The following is an 18,576-nucleotide window of genomic DNA, read 5'->3' on the forward strand; positions in this document are numbered from 1 at the left end:
TCGGCTCGGCTGCCACTCAGATGGCATTGACTTGAGTTTTTTGTTCAGATGCCGAGCCAAACCTTGGGTATAAATGCGTGCAGTATCAGTGGTAAAGCACTGGTGATCGTGCAACATTTGCCCGCCCGCGCATGACCTCATTGCACGAGTGCCTCTTGGCGCAAGTGCGGGTCGTGCACAGAAAAGCCACTTCAACTTGAACCAATGGGTCCTACAACGACATGGCAAACCCGGACGCCTTAAAACAACAGAACGCTGCCAAGCGAGTGTTGCAACCGACCGTTAAATCGCATCTGGCGTTTACGCTGCTCAGCGCCTTGATCATGATGCTGATGTTTACCCTGTTGCGGGTGGCATTGCTGGTTTACAACCGGGAAATGATCCTGGACACCCCGGCTTCGACTTTCCTCGAAGCTTTTTTCAACGGTCTGCGTTTTGACCTGCGCATTGTGGTTTACCTCAGTATTCCTCTGCTGCTGTCGTTGCTCAGTGCGCATGCCATGCGGTTGCGCGGCGCTATGCGCTTGTGGCTTACAGCGGCCTCCAGCTTGGCGCTGTTTGTGGGCCTAATGGAGATGGACTTCTACCGTGAGTTTCACCAGCGTCTGAATGGTTTGGTCTTTCAATATGTGAAGGAAGACCCGAAAACCGTAATGAGCATGCTCTGGTACGGGTTCCCGGTTGTACGCTACTTGCTGGCTTGGGCCGTGGGTACGGTGATTCTGTACTTTGCGTTCAAAGGTGCAGAGCGCGTGACGCGCTCGCAAGTAATGACGGCGCCTGCTGCTCGCGCGGTCGCGCCGTGGTATGCGCGCATTGCGATATTCATGGTGGTTTTGGTCGTATGTGTGGTTGCTGCTCGCGGCACGCTGCGTCAAGGTCCTCCGCTGCGCTGGGGTGATGCCTACACAACAGACTCCAACTTCGCCAACCAGTTAGGGCTTAACGGTTCTTTGTCGTTAATCTCTGCGGCACAAAGTCGTTTCTCTGACGACCGCACCAACATCTGGAAAGCCAGCCTGCCGCAGCCTGAGGCTCAGCAGACAGTGCGTGACATGTTGCTGACCGAAAATGACAAGCTGGTTGATCCGGATACTGCACCGGTACGCCGTGATACCACCCCGCCTGTGCAAAACACCCTGCCGATCAAGAACGTTGTGGTTATCTTGATGGAAAGCTTTGCAGGTCATTCGGTGGGCGCGTTGGGACGTACGGGCAATGTCACGCCTTACTTCGACAACTTGGCCAAAGAGGGCCTGTTGTTTGAGCGCTTCTTCTCCAACGGAACGCATACCCACCAAGGTATGTTCGCGACTATGGCGTGCTTCCCGAACCTGCCAGGCTTTGAGTACCTGATGCAGACCCCAGAAGGCAGCCACAAACTGTCCGGTCTGCCAGAACTGCTCAGTGCGCGTAATTTTGATGACGTGTATGTGTATAACGGCGATTTTGCTTGGGATAACCAGTCGGGTTTCTTCAGCAACCAAGGCATGACTACTTTTATTGGTCGTAATGATTTCGTGAACCCTGTGTTCTCAGATCCTACGTGGGGCGTGTCTGACCAAGACATGTTCAGCCGCGGTCTTGAAGAACTGAAAAAGCGCGAAGGTAAAGAGCCGTTCTATGCGTTGCTGCAAACCTTGTCCAACCATACGCCTTATGCGTTACCGACGCCGTTGCCTGTCGAGCCGGTTACCAATCGCGGTTCGTTGAATGAGCATTTGACCGCCATGCGCTACTCGGACTGGGCGCTGGGGCAATTCTTCGAGAAGGCACGCAAAGAGCCATACTTCAAGGAAACTCTGTTTGTAGTCGTGGGCGACCATGGCTTTGGTAACGAGCAACAGATCTCTGAAATGGACCTTGGACGCTTTAACGTGCCATTGCTCTTGATCGGGCCTGGCATTCAAGAGAAGTTTGGTGCGCGGGTTGACACCGTGGGCACTCAGATCGACATCGTGCCAACCATCATGGGCCGCTTGGGTGGTGAGTTTCGTCAGCAATGCTGGGGCCGCGATCTGTTGAACTTGCCTGAAGGCGATAAAGGTTCAGGGGTGATCAAGCCGTCGGGCAGTGATCAGACAGTGGCCATCATCAGCGGCGATCATTTGCTAGTTCAGCCTAAAGATATGCCAGCCAAGGTTTGGCAATATCACCTAGGCCCTAATGCAGACGCTAAAGTGGTGACCAATTCGCCAGAAGAAGCTGAGCTTAAAAAGAAGCTTGAAGCCTTCTTGCAAACAGCAACCAAAAGTTTGTTGGATAACACCGCAGGTGTGGCTGATCCGAAGTAAGTTTTAGCCATTAAAAAAGTGGCCAAATGGCTAATGCCGATCAGTTAAGCCTTCTCGCTTGACCTTTGGCCGCAAGAAATCAAAATCCGATGCCTGTACTGGCATCGGATTTTTTTATGCGTCTCGCTCGGGCCCTGGAACTGACCCACAACATCGCCTCCACTCCCAATTCAATCGAGGGACTGGATTCTTTACTCGATCCTTCTTTGGTCGAGCAGGCCCTTGAACAGGCCGGTGTGGCGACCCTTCGCAAGCGGCGTTTGCCGCTGGAAATGATGCTTTGGTGCGTGATTTCCATGGCCTTCTTTCGACGCATGTCGGCATGGGATGTGGTTAGTCGCATGAACATCATGCTGCCGGGCCAACGTCCGTTGGTGGCACCCAGCGCTGTGGTTCAAACCCGTCAGCGGTTGGGCTGCGAGGCTGTCCGACAGGTCTTCCATCTGACTCAGAAAAGTTGGCATGCGGCCGTGGATCACCCAACTTGGGCAGGCTTGCGTTTGCTGGGCGTCGACGGTGTGGTCTGGCGAACACCGGATACCCCGGAAAATCGGGCGCGCTACGACTCGGCCAGCACTCAGCATGGCGACACTGGTTTTCCTCAGGTGCGCATGGTCTGCCAAATGGAATTGACCAGCCACATGCTGATCGGCAGCGCGCTTCATGGCTATCGCAGCAACGAAATGAAGCTGGCCGAACAACTGATCGACACCACGCCCGATCACTCGTTGACCCTGTTCGATCGCGGCTTTTACTCCTTGGGTTTGCTGCACCAATGGCAGCAAGCAGGCACCGAACGCCACTGGCTGATGCCACTGAAAAAAGGCACGCAGTACGAAGTGGTTCAGCGTTTGGGGCGCCAGGATGCGGTGGTCTCGTTAAGCACTTCGCCGCAAGCCCGCAAACAATGGCCGGGGCTGCCCGAGCGCCTGACTGCGCGACTCCTGAGCAAAACCGTCAAGGGCAAGGTGTGTCAGATCCTGACGTCGATGGCCGACCCGCTTCCCTTCCCAAGAAATCGTCGACCTGTACAGCCAGCGCTGGGAGATCGAATTAGGATTTCGAGAGATGAAACAGACTCTGCTCAACAGCAGCTATACGCTGCGTAGCAAGACACCCGAGATGATCGAGCAGGAACTGTGGGGGGTGTTGCTGGGCTACAACTTGTTGCGCTATCAGATGATGGAAATGAGTCGTCACTGTCCAGGTATTTACCCGTGTGAAATGAGCTTTAGCGCGTGTACCTGGGCGATTTTAGGGTTTATTAATAGTGTCTCGGCCGACCGCTCCGGGAACATCCCCAAGTACCTGGCCGAGCTTCATGCCTCAGCCCCGCACTATGTCCTGCCTCATCGGCGAGAGGAGCGTATTTATCCTCGCGCCATCCGGCTCAAATCACCGAAGTATCCGATCAGAAATAAAAATGCCAGTCAGCTTAACTGACTGGCATTAACCGTTTGGGGTGGCTTTTTAATGTCACGGTTTAGTCGCCGTAATAAATACAGCCACTGGTGCACGTTTCATGAATCCTAATTGCAGACAGTTCTGGAAGCAGAGGTTTAAGCTGCTGCCATATCCACTTAGCAAGAACTTCGCTGGTTGGATTTTCTAGGCCAGGAATATCATTTAAATAGTTATGATCAAGCTGCTCGTAGAGCGGTTTGAAAATCGCTTTTATTTCCGAAAAATCACGAATCCAGCCCGTTGCTGGATCGATGTCGCCACTCAAATGAATTGCAACCTTGAAGGAATGACCATGCAAACGACCGCATTTATGTCCTTCAGGTACATAGGGCAGGCGATGCGCTGATTCGAAAGTAAACTCTTTAAAAATTTCCACGATGTTTATAGCTCTGAAAAGGGGGACTACCGCTTCGGCGGTGAATGCAGGGCCGCAGTTTAGCAGCTAACGCAGTGCTGACGAAAATAGCTCTAGGCCGGTAGGCTATCACTCTGCATTTTCAGTTTCGCTTAAGCGAATAGCGCTATAGTGCAGTTTTTACGTCGCAAAGGTCGGAGGTCATTGTTTACAGTGAATCTGTACGTTCGTAGCTCTGTTGCGCTATTGCTAGTGATTTTTTCATGCGTAGCCATCTCGCGGGATCTAGACCAAGACGAGGCGTTACGTTTACGTGAGAAAGGCATCATCCAGCCTTTGCATGAGCTGCTCCAAAAGGCGTTAGAGCGCCATCCAGGTGCCAAGCTGCTAGAGGCGGAGCTTGAGGAGGAGGACGATATTTATGTGTATGAAGTTGAGTTACTGACTCAGGACGGTGTTGTCCGTGAGCTCAAGCTGAATGCCGCTAATGGCCAATGGCTCAAAGATGAGGTTGATGATTAATGCGGTTGTTGCTTGTAGAAGATCACGTCCCTCTGGCAGATGAACTGGTAGGCGAGTTAACGCGCTTGGGTTATGCAGTAGATTGGCTGGCAGATGGCCGGGACGCCCTCTATCAGGGGCAAAGCGAGCCGTATGATCTGATTATTCTGGATCTGGGGTTGCCTGGAGTTCCAGGTATAGACGTTCTTAAGCAATGGCGCGCACAAGGCCTGGCTACGCCGGTGTTGATTCTTACGGCCCGTAGCTCATGGTCTGAGCGTATAGAGGGACTCAAGGCCGGGGCTGATGACTACGTGACCAAACCCTTCCATCCCGAAGAGCTGCAGTTGCGAGTACAAGCACTCTTGCGTCGCTCACATGGCCAGTCCAACCAGCCGCTATTGAAGTCGGCCGGTCTGCATTTGGATGAGTCGCGCCAATCGGTAACGAGTGGCGAGAGTGAAGTACAGCTGACTGCTTCCGAATTTCGCCTGTTGCGCTATTTCATGCTCCATCCTCAGCAAATTCTCTCCAAAAGCCATTTGGCTGAGCACCTTTACAACGGTGAAACTGAGCGCGACTCCAATGTGTTAGAGGTTCATGTGAATCACTTGCGGCGTAAGCTCGGGCGCTCTGTGATTGAAACTCGACGCGGGCAGGGCTACATTTTTGGGGCTTCTGGCCAGTGAAATCCATTCAACGACGTTTGAGTGTTGGCTTGCTCAGTGTTTTGTTGATAGCGGGTTTAGCGGTCAGTCAGGTCAGCCTTTGGTTGTTCGAAAGTGGCCTACAGCGTTATTTAGAGTCCGGCCTGCAAAACGACAGCGAAAACCTGTTAATTGCGATAAGTCGCGGCACTCAGGGCTTGCAACTGGATGAGCGACGCCTCTCACCCGCCTATCAGCGACCTTTTTCAGGGCATTATTTCAGTATCGAATTTGGCGACACACATTGGCGCTCGCGCTCGCTATGGGACGCTAAATTACCCAAGCCTAAGCAGTATGGGCTGGACAGGACCCTTCAACCTGGGCCAGATAAACAGATGTTGTTGCTACTGCGCAGCGATTATCAACGTTTTGGTCAGCCTGTTTCTATCACAGTAGCTCAGGACTACACGCCTATACGTGAAAGCTTTAAGCAAGTGCAAAAAATTGGTTTGGGCATTGGCATCTTCGCTCTCACGATCATTTTGCTTATGCAGCGGCTAATGGTTCGTCGATCACTACGGCCACTGGATACAGCGCGTAAACAAATTATTCAGTTGCAATCAGGTCTTCGTTCACAACTGGATACTCAGGTTCCTCTTGAGCTTGAGCCGTTGGTCACACAAATTAATGATCTGTTGGCCCACACCGAAGACACGTTAAAGCGCTCGCGAAATGCTCTGGGTAACTTGGGCCACGCCTTAAAAACGCCTATGGCTGTTTTATACAGTCTGATTAATGGTCAGCAGCTTGAGGGCTATCCTCACTTACAGCAAAGTCTGCGAGATCAACTTGAGCAGATTCAACAGCGTATGAGTCGTGAGCTTAATCGTGCTCGTTTGGCCGGTGATGCCCTGCCAGGTGCACAGTTTGATGCCGATACCGAGCTTCCCGCTCTGCTGTCGACTCTAGGCATGATTCACGGCGATCACCTTCAACTAACGCTGAATGCGTCACCGGGCTTGCATATGCCTTGGGACCGTGAAGACATGCTTGAATTACTCGGTAATCTATTGGATAACGCCTGTAAATGGGCGGACTCCTGCGTTGAACTGAGTGTTCGCCAAAACTCGAGCGGCTTTATTATCGAGGTTCAAGACGATGGTCCTGGTATTCCTGAGTCTGAACGCGACCAAGTTTTCAGTCGCGGTACTCGCCTAGACGAGCAAACCAGCGGCCACGGCTTAGGATTGGGTATTGTGCGCGATATTGTAGACACTTGGAGAGGGCAGATGCGGCTTGAAACAGGCCCGATGGGCGGACTCTTAGTGATCATCGAACTGCAAAAGCGTAAACGTTAAAAGCGACGACTGTATAAATCAGCCGTCGCTTTTCCAACAAATCAAACCCGGAACTGATCCATTAGGTTTTGCTGTTGATTCGCCAGCGTATTAAGCGACTGGCTAACACGTGCTGACTCATTAGCTTGCCCCGACAACGATTCGGTAACGTCGCGAATTGTGGCAACGTTGTGGTTAATCTCTTCGGCTACGGCACTTTGCTCTTCAGCGGCGCTGGCGATCTGCAAGTTCATATCGGTAATCACTGTCACCGCCTCGCCGATTTGTTGCAGTGCGCTGACCGCTTGCCCCACTTGCTCGACACTACCCTGTGCCTGTCGATGACTGTTGCCCATGGACGTCACGACCTCTTGAGTGCCCACTTGTAGTTGTTCAATCACCTGACGGGTTTCTTCGACCGACTCCTGAGTACGTCTTGCCAGATTGCGAACTTCGTCAGCCACGACAGCAAAGCCACGACCCGCTTCGCCGGCACGCGCTGCCTCAATCGCCGCATTCAAAGCGAGCAAATTGGTTTGTTCGGCAATCGCACGAATGACCTCAAGGACTGAACCAATCTTTTCGCTGTTGGCAGCCAGACCTTCCACTTGTGTCATCGCCTCGCTCATATCAGCCGCAAGGTGATCAATGCTGTTGGTTGTGCGGTCAATGATGGTCAAGCCCTGACGTGTTGCCTGATCGGCATTACGGGCGGCTTGAGCCGCCTGTGCCGCGCTGCGTGCTACATCCTGCGCTGTTGCACTCATCTCATGAGACGCAGTGGCAACTTGATCAACCTGGCGATATTGCTGCTCCATACCAGCGCTAGTTTGGGTCGCAATCGCCGCCGATTGGTCAGCGGTGTTGCGTGCATCCTGTACCGAGCGTTTAACCTCGGCAATGATCGGTTGCAGTTTATCGAGGAAGCGATTAAACCAGCCAGCGAGCTGGCCAAGTTCATCCTTTTTATCGTAAGCCAGCCTGCGCGTCAGATCGCCTTCACCGCTCGCGATATCTTCAAGCATACGTGCGACGCTTAGGATGGGCCGGGTAACGCTGCGGGCCATGAGCCATACCAATAAAAGACCGATGATCGCGGCCAAGGAGCCAAGAGCTAATTCAATCAGGGCCCCGGTGGTATTACGGTTCTCGAGGTCTGCCTGCAATACTTGAGCTGGCCCGATCACAACCTCTTCAGGAACGTCTAGCAACACGGCCCAAGGCTTGCTGCCTGGAATAGGTAAGAACGGAGTCAGCACTTTCAGCCGTTGCTGGCTGCGAATGCTATTTGTCTTATCCGAATTGTTCATCAACGCTGTCAGCTTTGCGCCGTCTTCGGAATCGACCAGATTCAGAGGCAAGCTGAGTTTGCTGGCATCGGCGCTGAAGCCTGCCAGCAACCCCGCCGAGCTAATGATGCTGACACGAGTTTTCCCGTCGTATAGTTTTTTGCTTGCTTGCAAACTAATGGACTGCAAGCTATTGATATTGATATCAACCGAAAGCGAAGCGATAACCTTACCGTCGACGATCAGTGGAAAAACGATGCTAGTCATCAGCACTCGTTGCCCGTCAATGTCATAAAAGTAAGGTTCGATGATGCAGGGCTTGAGCGTAGCGCGTGGGCAGGTAAACCATGAATTATTGGCCTGACCGCTAGGCCCTATGCTGGTGTCAGTCATATCGGTTTCAGGCAATGCCATGGAGGTCAGTTTGCCGGGTGTCGGTTGCGTCCAGTAAAGGGCAAAACGGCCTTTTTCATTGCTGCCCAGCGTTTGCTGCTGATCAAACAACGAATCTTTACCATCCAACGCGTTGGTTTCAAAAACCAAGGATAAACCGAGCAAGTCAGGGTTGGCCTGCAACGCAGCTTTGACTTGGCGGGTCAGGTCCTCACGAAGATCGAATGCATCTAAAAAACGCTTTTCAGATTGCTCACGTAAAAACAGGACTTGGCGGGCAAATCCGCTGCCATATTGGTAGGCGTCCATGAATTGACGACTGATGGTCTGAGCCTGAACCTCTCCCTGAGCTTCTATGCGTGCTTGAGCCGACTCATTCAGCATCTGTGCGCTTGAGGTTTCTACCAATGCGGCTGTGTACTTCATGCGGTAGAGAGAAAGCCCCACCAGCAGGGTAACAATACCCACAAGGCAAAGTCCGGCGAGGAGCGTGATTTTCCATTGGATGGAAAGCTGTCTGAGCGACATGGGGACATCCTAAAAAGAGGCTTATATCCTTAGCGGCCATTAAGCTTATTTCTTTACGATGAAAGTTGAATTTCATGTTTACAGAAATACGCCAAAACCCTTTAAACGTTAGGGTTAAGCCGGTTAGTACGGCGGCTTTCCATAGTTTATGGCCTGTGCTTTGACAAGGCAGTGAAGCTGCTGCAAAGTGTGCGCCCTCAAATAACTCCTACTTCCAATCCGGCGACTCGAATAGCAGTCCATGCCCGGTATTTCCGCTTTACGGTGTTTTATCGTGGTGCGCACTATGAGGTTTTAAAGATGAATGCAGTCATTGCCGCGGTCGGCATCATGTTGGTGCTCAGTCTGTCCCGTGTGCATGTAGTAATCGCTCTAATTATCGGTGCTGTGGTCGGTGGTCTAGTGGGTGGCTTAAGCATCCAGGCGACACTCGATGCATTCAACAGCGGCTTGGGTGGTGGTGCCACTGTAGCGTTGTCTTACGCGCTACTCGGTGCCTTTGCGGTCGCCATCGCTAAGTCTGGCCTGGCTCATGCCTTGGCTGACAGAGCCTTGGCCATGGTCAACAAACAGCACGCTAATGGTAGTAACCGCATTAAATGGCTACTGATCGGTTTACTACTGGTGGTTGCGATTTGTTCGCAGAATATCCTGCCGATTCATATCGCCTTTATCCCGCTGCTCGTGCCGCCTCTATTGTATGTGCTGACTAAACTTAAAATTGACCGTCGTATGGTCGCCTGTGTCATGACGTTTGGTTTGATTACGCCGTACATGTTCTTGCCGGTAGGCTTTGGCAATATCTTCCTTAACCAAATCTTGCTCGCTAACGTTAGCAACAGTGGCGTGGATACCAGCCAAGTCAATGTCACCCACGCGATGGCAATTCCTGCATTGGGCATGCTGGTGGGGCTGCTGGTGGCCGTGTTCGTCAGCTACCGGAAAAAGCGCGACTATGACTTGGCCAAGATCGAGCAGGTTGAGCAGACGGCAATTAATTACAACCCGCTAACCCTGTTGGTGGCTGGTTTTGCGATTGCTGCCGCCTTCATTATCCAGCTGTGGCTTGGCTCCATGATCATCGGCGCTTTGGTCGGTTTTCTTATTTTTTCGGTGTCGGGCATTGTGCGGTGGCGTGAGACTGATGATCTGTTCACCGAAGGCATGAAAATGATGGCCATGATTGGTTTCATCATGATCGCCGCTTCAGGTTTTGCAGAGGTGATGAAGGCTACCGGCGAGGTGAAGTCTCTGGTTGAGGCCTCGGCTGGTTGGATTAATCACAGCAAGGGTGTTGGCGCATTACTGATGTTGCTAGTCGGATTGCTAGTAACCATGGGGATTGGTTCATCATTTTCGACCGTGCCGATTTTGGCGGCGATATTCGTTCCTTTGTGCGTGCAGTTGGGGTTCAGCCCGATGGCGATTGTGTGCATCGTCGGTACTGCGGGAGCGCTGGGTGATGCAGGTTCGCCAGCGTCAGACTCGACGCTGGGCCCCACATCAGGTTTGAACATAGACGGGCAGCATCACCATATATGGGACACCGTGGTTCCGACCTTCCTGCATTACAACCTGCCATTGCTAGTCTTTGGATGGGTTGCCGCCATGGTTTTGTAAGGTAGGTTCAGTTTTTAAGGTAGCTCAATCCGACCGCTCTCACCGAGAACGGTCGGCCAATCGCCTGCCGCCCAACGGGTTTTAGCCCGCTTGATTAATGCATGATCGCTGGCGACGAAGTTCCAGCTCATCCGCCGCGGCCCATCGAGTGGCGCACCGCCGATTAGCACCGCGTGGCAATCGCCATCTGCGCTCAGTGTTAGCGCTTCACCAGCCGGTAATAGCACTAGGCTTTGAACTTCAAGGGGTTGGTCTTCCAACTGCATATCGCCTTGCAGCACATACAGTGCTCGCTCCTGATGCTCGTTCGGAATCAGCAGGGTGGTGGCTGTTTGCATGTGTATTTCGGCATACACCGTAGGTGACAGCACAGGCACAGGCGACTCAAGACAAAAGCCTGTGCCTGCAATCATCCGGATTCTGACGCCAAGATTGTCGCTTACGGGCAGGCTGTCTGCGGGGTGATGGCTGTAAAAGCCTTCGCCTTGTTCATGCTCCTTGGGCGACGCCAACCATACTTGCAGGCCGTGCAAGGTCGAGCCTTGATCTCTGAGGGAGGAGGGTGTGCGTTCGATGTGGGCAATAGCTGCGCCTGCAGTCATCCAACTGACTTCACCAGGGCGTACTAGCTGATCAGACCCCAAACTGTCCTTGTGCTGCAACTGGCCTTCAAACAGGTACGTCAGAGTCGATAGGCCAATGTGCGGGTGCTGTTTAATATCCACACCGTGACCCGGCGAATATTCCGTCTCTAGCATGTGATCGAAAAACACAAACGGCCCAACACTGCGGGATTTGGCTGAGGGCAGCGGGCGCAAGATTGGTTGGCCCTCAACCTCTTCGGCTCGCGGTTTGATCACGGTGGATGTAGGCATGGACCGGTCCGGGCAATTAGAGAAGGCGTTGAGCATAACCCAACGCCCCCCAAGCCGGCATTATTGGCTGAAAGCGCCTTCCGACAGATGAGTTTCAATCGTGACATCAGCCGTGGTCATCAATTTGTGTACCGGGCACTTGTCGGCGACTTTATGCAGCTCTTCGCGTTGTTGGTCGGTCAATACGCCCTTGAGGGTCAGTTTGACGTGTACCGCATACTTGCCGTTTTGCTCTTCGCTGGCGTCGTGCTTAACCTCAACCGTGACACCTGTGAGCGGGATATCCTTCTTTTGCGCATAGAGCTTGAGAGTTAACGCTTTACAGGCGCCCAGTGCCGCATCGAAATAGTCATGCGGCGAGGGCGCGGAACCCTCGCCACCGATTGATTTGGGAACATCAGTAAACACTTCGTAATCGTCGATTTTAATGCTGTGACGAAAACCTTCGTGGGATACGGTATTAACGGTAACAGTCATGGCAAACCTCAGAGTGCAGTGATAAAGGTCCTGATCTTTATAGAGCACTCTGTAGTGTTGTACGTTCCATGAGGCAAAAAAAATGCCCCGACTAAGTCGGAGCATTTTTTATAGAGCGAGGAGGCTTACTTGCCTTCCCAGCGCTTCAGAACCAGAGTGGCGTTAGTGCCGCCGAAACCGAAGCTGTTGCTCATCACGGTGTTGATAGTGGCATCTTCACGCGTCTTGGTCAGTACTGGCATATCAGCAACCGCTGGGTCCAGTTCTTCGACGTTAGCAGAGCCAGCAATGAAGTTGCCTTCCATCATCAGCATGCAATAGATTGCTTCATGAACGCCTGCGGCGCCCAAAGAGTGACCTGATAGGCTTTTGGTCGAGCTGATAGGCGGTGCCTTGTCTGCGAAGACCTCACGAATACCTTTCATCTCTGCCACGTCGCCAACCGGAGTCGAAGTGCCGTGGGTGTTGATGTAGTCGATCGGTGCGTCAACAGTCGACATTGCCATCTGCATGCAGCGGATAGCGCCTTCGCCACTTGGGGCAACCATGTCATAGCCATCTGACGTTGCGCCGTAGCCAACGATTTCGGCGTAGATCTTGGCACCACGCGCCAAGGCGTGCTCTAGCTCTTCAACCACAACCATGCCGCCACCACCCGCGATGACAAAACCGTCACGCTTGGAGTCGTAGGCACGGGAGGCTTTTTCTGGTGTTTCATTATATTGGCTGGACAGTGCGCCCATGGCGTCGAACAGGAACGATTGGCTCCAATGCTCTTCTTCACCGCCGCCCGCAAATACGATGTCTTGCTTACCCATCTGGATCTGTTCCATGGCGTGACCAATGCAGTGAGCACTGGTAGCGCAGGCAGAGGCGATGGAGTAGTTCAAGCCCTTGATTTTGAATGGTGTCGCCAGACAAGCCGAAACAGTGCTGCTCATGGTCCGCGTTACACGGTACGGGCCGACACGTTTCACGCCTTTTTCGCGCAGGATGTCCAGCGCTTCCATCTGGTTCAAGGTCGACGCGCCACCGGAACCTGCGATCAGACCCGTACGCGGGTTGGATACTTGCTCATCGGTCAGACCCGAATCGGTGATGGCGTCTTTCATGGCCAGATAAGCGTAAGCCGCGGCATGGCCAACGAAACGATAAATCTTACGATCTATCAGCTCTTCGAGGTTCAGGTCAATGGAGCCGGAAACCTGGCTACGCAGACCCATTTCAGCGTATTCCGGGTTGAAGCGGATGCCAGGGCGACTAGCACGCAGGTTAGCGGAGACGGTCTCTTTGTCATTGCCTAAGCACGAAACGATGCCCAGACCAGTGATAACGACGCGGCGCATGCGGATAACCCTTAAAAGTTGTCAGTTGAGGTGAACACGCCGACCCGTAGGCCTTCGGCGGTATAAATCTCGCGACCGTCGACAGCCACCGAACCATCAGCAATGGCCAGGTTCAGCTTGCCCTTCAGCACGCGTTTGATCTGAATGTTGTAGGTGACTTTCTTGGCAGTCGGCAAAACCTGACCAAAGAACTTCACTTCGCCCGAACCCAAGGCGCGACCACGTCCTGGTAAACCTTGCCAGCCCAAGTAAAAGCCTACCAACTGCCACATGGCGTCGAGGCCCAGGCAGCCTGGCATTACCGGATCACCCTCAAAGTGGCAGGCAAAAAACCACAGGTCTGGAGTGATATCCAGCTCGGCGACCAACTCACCTTTGCCGTACTTGCCGCCATCTTCACTGATATGGGTGATGCGATCCACCATCAGCATGTTAGGGGCGGGCAGTTGCGCGTTACCTGGGCCGAACAGTTCGCCGCGGCTACAGCGCAGCAGATCTTCCCGAGTAAAGGCGTTTTGTTTGGTCATGCGAGCTCCTCAATAATCCCATGCGGCGGGGTGGGGCAAATCTTCCCGACCAACCGAAACATCGTGTCTCAGTTCGCCAGCCTAAACATAGACTATTGCGTTGTAGTGAAAGTCACAGCGCAAAGGACAGGAATGTACACTTGTGCACTGAAAATTTAAATCGAACCGGTTCAGGGGTCCATTCGGGTGCCTAAGACTGCCGCACTTTTGCATTTTACGCCAGTCGCAGGTGGCTCTTTAGCCTCAAGTTACTGGATCCAGTACTGTAGAATTTGCTCCAGATCGGTTCGCTTGAATGGCTTTGCGAGGTAATCATTCATACCAGCTTGTAAGCAAGCTTCCCTATCCCCCTGTAATGCATTCGCGGTCAGGGCAATAATTGGCACCGTCATACATCCTACTAATTGTCGGATTTGCCGGGTGGCTTCATAGCCATCAATGATCGGCAAGCGACAGTCCATCAGAATTGCTGCATAACGCTCGGTATTTGCGTGGTGGATAGCTTGTGCGCCGTCACTGACCACGCACACGTCATAGCCCAAGCTTCGTAACGTAGCTCCAATTACCGCTTGATTGACCGGGTTGTCTTCTACCAGCAGCACTCTGCGTCCTTGCAGTGGCGGCGGTTGTGCAACCAATGCCGGTTGGAGGGCAGTGACTTTGGGTTGATGACGCTCCAGCGTGATCTTTAGGGTGAACACAGAGCCCTGACCTTCTTTACTCTTGGCACGCAGTGTGCCGCCCATACGCTCCGCTAGCGTTCGGGCGATGGGCAGACCCAAACCTGTACCACCATAGCGACGGGATATAGAGCTGTCCGCTTGTTTAAAAGCGTCAAACATCGATTCAAGTTTGTCGCCACTAATCCCGATGCCGGTATCACGTACCGTGCAGGTGAGGCCAATCAATGTGTGATCAAGTGATTGCCATTGAACTTCAATATTGACGCCCCCGGACTCGGTGAACTTCAAGGCATTATCAATCAGGTTGACCAGAATTTGCCGTATCCGGGTAGGGTCCCCGAGTACGTGTAAGGTCGACAAGCCTTCAGGGCGTGTCAGTTGCAGGAACAGGCCACGCTGGTCTGCGCTGAACTGGAAGGTTTGCGCGCAGTTGTCGATTAGGTCCAACAAGTTGAACGCAATATGTTCAAGCTCTAGGGTCGAACGTTCAATCTTCGAGAAATCGAGGATGTCGTTGATCACCTTTAGCAAATGTTCAGTAGATTGTGAGGCGAGATCCGCATACTCCTTCTGTTCCTCAGTCATCTCAGTAGTTTCGAGTAACTGCAGCATGCCCAGTACGCCATTCATTGGGGTGCGCAACTCGTGACTCATCATTGCCAAAAAGTCAGTTTTGGCACGGTTAGCCCGCTCGGCCTCTTCACGCGTTTGAATAAGCTGAGACATAGCGGTTTGCTGTTCGCGGCTGGCTTGCTCAAGACCTTCGGCCAAATTGTTGATGTGCTTAGCCAAGCTACCTAGCTCGCCATCGTCAACCACCGGCAAAGGCGCTGTGTAATCTGCGCGCTGAATCGCCTTGACCGCTTTGCTCATATCACTGATGGGCTTGGACAGATTTGAAGCCAGACGCCGTGCTAGCAAGTAGGTAAAGCCCAGGGCGAATAGGGCGAGAATCACCGCTTTAAGCAAAATCTCTTGTTGACGCTTACTAAACGCATCATTGGACATGCCTACCAGCACGCGGCCCAAGTAATCTTCTTCGGGGGCTATCGTGTGGTGGCTATGAAGGAGTGTTGAGTTGCTGGTGCGGTTTCTTTGCCAGCGAACCGGCGCCTGGAAAACCTTAAGCTGCGCTCCCTCGTGGTGGGAGTACTCAGCCTTCTTAGCCTGAGCCAGCGTTTTGCCCGCACGGTCCTGTATTTGAATGAACTCGACATGGGGAGTATTGAGTGAGGCGTTTATCAGGCTTTTTAAGATCAGCGCGTTACCTGAAAAGACCCCGTATTCACTGGCCGGAGCTAACTGATTAGCGATCAACTGACCCGTATAGTTAAGTTCCTGGCGCAAGTCCTGAATCCGCACACAGGTAAAAAAACTGATTAACAACAGCGTTATTAATAAAGCTGGACCCAGACTCATCATCTGCGTTCGGGTATGAATATCCCAGCGACTACGTGTCGTCATGAATGATGAATTCCTTCAGTGGTGCGCGTGTCAGCAAAAATGTCGCCCGTAGAAGCTGTCATCCGTGACTCGATAGTGGTCATTTTATATGTAGCAGAGCTGCCATTAGTTATCAGTGCATGCGTGGCATGGTAACTGAGCCGTCAGACATTGATAGTCGAGGTCTGTTTTTTCTTAAGCTAAAGCGTAAATTCCGATGCTTTATGGGGCTGGTCGCCCGGCACGCGGCCCGTATAATGCCGCGATTGCCACTGCTAGATGGATGACGGGATTGCATATGACTGAACAGCACGCTATTGCGGTCTTGGGAGGCGGAAGCTTTGGCACCGCTGTGGCCAACTTGCTGGCAGAAAACGGTCATCGTGTGCATCAGTGGATGCGCGATCCCGAGCAAGCCGAGGCCATGCGCCTTAATCGTGAGAACCCGCGATACCTCAAAGGCATCAAAATTCATTCCGGTGTCGAGCCGGTCACTGATCTGCAAGCCACGCTAGATAGCTGCACATTGTGTTTCGTCGCATTGCCCTCCAGCGCGTTGCGCAGTGTGCTGGCAGCGCACGCTGAGCGGCTGAGGGGCAAAATGCTGGTCAGTTTGACCAAGGGTATTGAGGCTCACAGCTTCAAACTGATGAGCGAAATTCTTGAAGAAATCGCCCCTCAAGCCAGAATAGGCGTCTTGTCCGGCCCAAACCTAGCGCGTGAAGTGGCAGAGCATGCGCTCACCGCTACTGTAGTTGCGAGCGCCGACGAAGCATTGTGCGCCAGTGTACAGGCCGCTTTGCATGGTCGTACGTTCCGCGTCTATGCCAGCGCTGACCGCTTCGGCGTTGAGCTGGGCGGGGCATTAAAAAACGTTTACGCCATCATTGCCGGCATGGCGGTGGCGCTGGGTATGGGTGAAAACACCAAAAGCATGCTGATCACGCGCGCATTGGCAGAAATGACCCGGTTTGCGGTCAGCCAAGGCGCTAATCCTATGACCTTTCTTGGTTTGGCGGGCGTAGGAGATTTGATCGTGACCTGTACGTCGCCTAAAAGCCGCAACTATCAAGTTGGCTACGCGTTGGGGCAGGGGCTGAGCTTAGAAGATGCGGTTGCCCGTTTAGGCGAAGTGGCCGAGGGTGTGAATACGCTTAAAGTACTCAAGGCCAAAGCACAGGAGTTGAACGTTTACATGCCATTGGTTGCAGGCTTGCATGCCATTCTGTTTGAAGGCCGTACGCTCAATCAGGTGATCGAGCTATTGATGCGTGCAGAGCCCAAGACCGATGTCGATTTTATCTCCACCAGTGGTTTTAACTGAGCACGAAAGGAGCAGCACATGAGTGATAGCAATAACGCCCCTAAGTACGAGTCCATTGTGATACGCGCGCTGTGGATGCTGGTTTTCCTACTGGTTTGGCAGGTCGCGCAATTAGTGCTCGGCGGCCTGGTGCTGGTGCAACTGATTTACCGCCTGTTATACGGCGCACCCAATCGCGGCTTGATGAATTTTGGTGACAGTTTGAGTCTCTATCTCGCTCAGATTGGGCGTTTTGGCAGCTTCCATACCGAGCAAAAGCCTTGGCCGTTTGCTGATTGGCCAGCGCCGAGAGCCCCGGAAGGTGAAGCGCCGTATGTCTCCCCCTCAGGCAGCACTGAGACCAAACCATGAAACTCTGGATTTTGCGCCACGGCGAAGCCCAGCCTCATGCCCCGCGTGATGCCGATCGCGAGCTCACGCCCTTGGGGTGTGAGCAGGTGTTACGCAGTGCCGAACAATTGCGCTCTAAGCCACTGAACAGTATCTGGGTCAGCCCTTATGTAAGAGCCCAGCAAACCGCAGCACTCGTGCGCGAAGCCTTAGGTTTTACCTCAGACCTCATCACCGTGCCGTGGCTGACCCCAGATAGCGAACCTAAATACGCTGCGAGTCAACTGCCCGACAACGCACATGTCTTGCTGGTCAGCCATCAGCCTTTTGTGGGGGAACTGATCAGTCTGTTGCAACACGGTCACGTGCGCAAACCACAGCCGATGCACACGGCCAGCTTGGTAGAACTCGAAGGTGAGTGGCCGCTAGCGGGCAGCATGAAATTGCTTAGTGTGCGCCACCCTTAGTCATCGGTTTGCAGATGGCAGCGTAGCGTTAGTAGCGGCAATGGTTGCAGAGTCGGGTGCGTGTGAAAGATAGTTGGGTTTAAGTTTGCAGAAGTTTCCTACAGCATAATGGCAGCCAACATTCACAGAGCAAGGAATGACTCATGAGCTTGTGGACGACCCAACCGGACCTCGCGGACCTCAACGCGAAACGTAAAAACACCATCTGTGACCTGCTCGACATCACCTTTGACGCCTTCGACGATCACTCCATCACGGCGAGCATGGTGGTGGATCATCGTACTCATCAACCGTTTGGCTTGTTGCATGGCGGGGCTTCGGTGGTGTTGGCCGAAACACTCGGCTCCATGGCCAGCTATCTGTGCATCGACACACAAAAGTTCTTTTGTGTGGGCCTTGAAGTCAACGCCAACCATCTGCGCAGCGTGCGCAGCGGACGGGTGACTGCGATAGCAAAACCGGTTCATATCGGGCGCACGACCCATGTCTGGGACATTCGTCTGAGCGACGATAACGGCAAACTCAACTGCATTTCTCGGCTGACCATCGCTGTCATACCGTTGGGCGAAACGCCGCCCGCGCGATGATTCAACTCGGTAATGGCCGTAGTGGCGTCATGCATGGCGCATACGGTCGTTGCTGTTGGGGTTTCACCTGCAGACAATAAGGCTGACTT

16 protein-coding genes and 2 pseudogenes are annotated in these 18,576 nt (G+C 53.1%); 10 read left to right on the forward strand and 8 right to left on the reverse strand.

Annotated elements, in window-relative coordinates; translation table 11 throughout:
- The first annotated feature begins 221 nt into the window (after window positions 1–221).
- Window positions 222–2,294 carry an LTA synthase family protein gene (locus tag AQS70_RS19500; RefSeq protein WP_055104383.1) on the forward strand — a complete coding sequence of 691 codons (2,073 nt, stop codon included), beginning with the start codon at window positions 222–224 and terminating at the stop codon, window positions 2,292–2,294.
- Window positions 2,295–2,410: 116 nt separating this feature from the next.
- Window positions 2,411–3,737 (forward strand): annotated as a pseudogene (locus AQS70_RS19505) (IS4 family transposase).
- A 40-nt stretch (window positions 3,738–3,777) separates the two neighbouring features.
- On the opposite strand, the gene queD reads toward AQS70_RS19505, so the two are convergent.
- Complete coding sequence (gene queD / locus AQS70_RS19510; protein ID WP_048386287.1) at window positions 3,778–4,134, reverse strand: 6-carboxytetrahydropterin synthase QueD; 357 nt, start codon at window positions 4,132–4,134, stop codon at window positions 3,778–3,780.
- 192 nt (window positions 4,135–4,326) lie between these two features.
- Between queD and AQS70_RS19515 the strand changes: the two genes are divergently transcribed.
- Genes AQS70_RS19515 through AQS70_RS19525 form a run of 3 tightly spaced genes read left to right on the forward strand, consistent with a single transcriptional unit; the run spans window position 4,327 to window position 6,619 of the window.
- The gene (locus AQS70_RS19515) at window positions 4,327–4,635 is read left to right on the forward strand and encodes a PepSY domain-containing protein (RefSeq protein WP_055104385.1); all 309 of its coding nucleotides are present in this window, start codon (window positions 4,327–4,329) and stop codon (window positions 4,633–4,635) included.
- Complete coding sequence (locus tag AQS70_RS19520) at window positions 4,635–5,303, forward strand: response regulator transcription factor (protein ID WP_055104386.1); 669 nt, start codon at window positions 4,635–4,637, stop codon at window positions 5,301–5,303. The genes AQS70_RS19515 and AQS70_RS19520 overlap by 1 nt, the downstream gene beginning before the upstream one ends.
- The gene (locus AQS70_RS19525; RefSeq protein WP_055104387.1) at window positions 5,300–6,619 is read left to right on the forward strand and encodes an ATP-binding protein; all 1,320 of its coding nucleotides are present in this window, start codon (window positions 5,300–5,302) and stop codon (window positions 6,617–6,619) included. The genes AQS70_RS19520 and AQS70_RS19525 overlap by 4 nt, the downstream gene beginning before the upstream one ends.
- Before the next feature lie 41 nt (window positions 6,620–6,660).
- Here AQS70_RS19525 and AQS70_RS24345 read toward each other — a convergent pair whose 3' ends face one another.
- Together AQS70_RS24345 and AQS70_RS24350 are read right to left on the reverse strand one after the other, a co-directional pair.
- Window positions 6,661–7,416: a methyl-accepting chemotaxis protein gene (locus AQS70_RS24345; protein WP_420912360.1), complete on the reverse strand. Its 756-nt coding sequence runs from the start codon at window positions 7,414–7,416 to the stop codon at window positions 6,661–6,663.
- Window positions 7,417–7,518: 102 nt separating this feature from the next.
- A pseudogene (locus AQS70_RS24350) lies at window positions 7,519–8,808 on the reverse strand (cache domain-containing protein); the annotation flags it as partial.
- Window positions 8,809–9,108: 300 nt separating this feature from the next.
- Here AQS70_RS24350 and AQS70_RS19535 point away from each other — a divergent pair.
- Window positions 9,109–10,428 (forward strand): Na+/H+ antiporter family protein, encoded by a 1,320-nt coding sequence (locus tag AQS70_RS19535; protein WP_055104389.1) that lies wholly within the window; start codon window positions 9,109–9,111, stop codon window positions 10,426–10,428.
- Window positions 10,429–10,442: 14 nt separating this feature from the next.
- On the opposite strand, the gene AQS70_RS19540 is transcribed toward AQS70_RS19535, so the two are convergent.
- From AQS70_RS19540 to AQS70_RS19560, 5 genes are all read right to left on the reverse strand, one after another.
- Complete coding sequence (locus tag AQS70_RS19540) at window positions 10,443–11,303, reverse strand: pirin family protein (protein ID WP_055104390.1); 861 nt, start codon at window positions 11,301–11,303, stop codon at window positions 10,443–10,445.
- Between the two features lie 60 nt (window positions 11,304–11,363).
- Entirely contained in the window at window positions 11,364–11,780 is a 417-nt protein-coding gene (locus AQS70_RS19545) for an OsmC family protein (protein WP_055104391.1), read from the reverse strand.
- A gap of 125 nt (window positions 11,781–11,905) precedes the next feature.
- Window positions 11,906–13,126, reverse strand: coding sequence for a beta-ketoacyl-ACP synthase I (gene fabB / locus AQS70_RS19550; RefSeq protein ID WP_055104392.1), 1,221 nt, complete (start codon window positions 13,124–13,126; stop codon window positions 11,906–11,908).
- 11 nt (window positions 13,127–13,137) lie between these two features.
- Entirely contained in the window at window positions 13,138–13,653 is a 516-nt protein-coding gene (gene fabA / locus AQS70_RS19555; protein WP_055104393.1) for a 3-hydroxyacyl-[acyl-carrier-protein] dehydratase FabA, read from the reverse strand.
- Between the two features lie 248 nt (window positions 13,654–13,901).
- Window positions 13,902–15,800 carry an ATP-binding protein gene (locus AQS70_RS19560; protein WP_055104394.1) on the reverse strand — a complete coding sequence of 633 codons (1,899 nt, stop codon included), beginning with the start codon at window positions 15,798–15,800 and terminating at the stop codon, window positions 13,902–13,904.
- Window positions 15,801–16,077: 277 nt separating this feature from the next.
- On the opposite strand from AQS70_RS19560, the gene AQS70_RS19565 reads away from it, so the two are divergent.
- The 4 genes from AQS70_RS19565 (at window position 16,078) to AQS70_RS19580 (ending at window position 18,487) form a co-directional block, all read left to right on the forward strand.
- Window positions 16,078–17,103, forward strand: coding sequence for an NAD(P)H-dependent glycerol-3-phosphate dehydrogenase (locus AQS70_RS19565; RefSeq protein ID WP_055104395.1), 1,026 nt, complete (start codon window positions 16,078–16,080; stop codon window positions 17,101–17,103).
- An 18-nt stretch (window positions 17,104–17,121) separates the two neighbouring features.
- A complete protein-coding gene (locus AQS70_RS19570) occupies window positions 17,122–17,454 on the forward strand; it encodes a DUF4389 domain-containing protein (protein WP_055104396.1) in 333 nt (110 codons plus the stop codon).
- Window positions 17,451–17,900, forward strand: a complete 450-nt coding sequence (sixA, locus tag AQS70_RS19575) for a phosphohistidine phosphatase SixA (RefSeq protein WP_055104397.1) — start codon at window positions 17,451–17,453, stop codon at window positions 17,898–17,900. Before AQS70_RS19570 ends, sixA begins: the two co-directional genes overlap by 4 nt.
- Before the next feature lie 143 nt (window positions 17,901–18,043).
- A complete protein-coding gene (locus AQS70_RS19580) occupies window positions 18,044–18,487 on the forward strand; it encodes a hotdog fold thioesterase (RefSeq protein WP_055104398.1) in 444 nt (147 codons plus the stop codon).
- Window positions 18,488–18,576: the final 89 nt, after the last annotated feature.

The sequence above is a fragment of the Pseudomonas endophytica genome (assembly GCF_001411475.1).
GTDB classification, from domain to species: domain Bacteria; phylum Pseudomonadota; class Gammaproteobacteria; order Pseudomonadales; family Pseudomonadaceae; genus Aquipseudomonas; species Aquipseudomonas endophytica.